The following is a 1567-nucleotide window of genomic DNA, read 5'->3' on the forward strand; positions in this document are numbered from 1 at the left end:
TACCTGACGCTGACGGCCAGGAAGTCCGCGGATCAGACGCGCTACGTGGCCGATTATGACCTGACCTGGCTGGACGACAGCGGCCGGGCGCACGGGATGTTTACGATTGCCAGTGGCCTGACGGACACGATCGTCGCCGGTCTGCAAGACGTGGCCGCCAATGCCGCCACCGGCTGGGACGGCCGCAGCCTGACCAAGCAAGGCACAGGCACGCTGATCCTGACGGGCGAGAATACCTACACCGGCGGCACCACGGTTACCGCCGGCGCGCTTCAGATCGGGGACAAGGGCGCGAAGGGCTCCGTGACCGGGGATATCGATATCGCCAGGGGCAGTTCGTTGTCGTTTGTCCGGAACGATGATGTGACCCATCGCGGCGCGATTTCCGGCGCGGGAACGGTGTACAAGGGGCAGGGCTCGCAAGGGACTGGCATATTGACCCTGACCGGCGCCAACACCTACACCGGCGGGACCTACATCTACCGCGGCACACTGCGGCTGGGCGATGGCGGGGTCACAGGTTCCGTGGCCGGGAATATCTTCAACGAAGCCGCGCTGGTGTTCGACCGCGGCGATGCGGTGACCTTCGACGGCGCGATCTTCGGCTCGGGAGCGGTGTCGTCGCGAGGGGCGGGCGTGCTGACGCTGACCGGCGCCAACGCCTACACCGGCCTGACCACGGTCGAGGGCGGCACGCTGCGGCTGGGCGACGGCGGCGTCACCGGCTCCGTGGCCGGGCCGATCTCGCTGGCCGAAAACGCCGCGCTGGTGTTCGACCGCAGCGATGCGGTGGCCCACGCGGGCGTGATTTCCGGCGCCGGCACGGTCACTAAGAAGGGAACCAACACCCTGACCTTGCTGGGCAATAGCACGGCGTACCGCGGCGTCACCACCATCGAGGGCGGCCAGTTGGTGGTGGGAGAAGGCTACAACGGCATGTTGACGGGTGATATCGTCAATGAAGGGTCGCTGGCCTTTCGGCACCAGTTTCCGTGGTGGGTTGGAACGTACGGCGATGCGATTTCCGGCTCAGGCTCGCTGCATCATGACGGCGGCCGACTGATCCTGACGGGCGAGAATACCTACACCGGCGGCACTACGGTTACCTCCGGCAGCGTGCTTCAGATCGGCGACAACGGCACGACGGGCTCGGTGGCCGGTGATATCGATACCGCCAATGACGGTCTGTTGTCGTTCATGCGTAACGATGACGTGACCTATGACGGCGTGATTTCCGGCGCGGGAGCGGTGTTCAAGGGGGAAGCCGGTCGAGGGACCGGCATGTTGACCCTGACCGGCGACAATACCTATTCCGGCGGAACCGTCATCCGGGGCGGCACGCTGCGGCTGGGCGACGGCGGTGTCTCTGGCTCCGTGGCCGGGTCCATATTCAACAATGCCGCGCTGGTCTTCGATCGCAGCGATGACCTGACGTTCCCTGGCTTGATTTCCGGCGCCGGCGCGGTCACCAAGCAGGGGGCCAATACGCTGACCCTGACCGCCAACAATTACCACACCGGCGGCACCACCATCGCCGCCGGCACGCTGCGGCTGGGCGACGGCGGGG

At 66.2% G+C, this 1567-nt stretch carries 1 protein-coding gene; it reads left to right on the forward strand.

Annotated elements, in window-relative coordinates; translation table 11 throughout:
- Positions 1-45 precede the first annotated feature (45 nt).
- On the forward strand, positions 46-1567 hold a 1522-nt coding region (locus HV742_RS32000), incomplete at its 3' end, for an autotransporter-associated beta strand repeat-containing protein (protein WP_175147282.1).

Source organism: Achromobacter ruhlandii (assembly GCF_902859695.1).
In the GTDB taxonomy this organism is placed as follows: domain Bacteria; phylum Pseudomonadota; class Gammaproteobacteria; order Burkholderiales; family Burkholderiaceae_B; genus Achromobacter; species Achromobacter ruhlandii.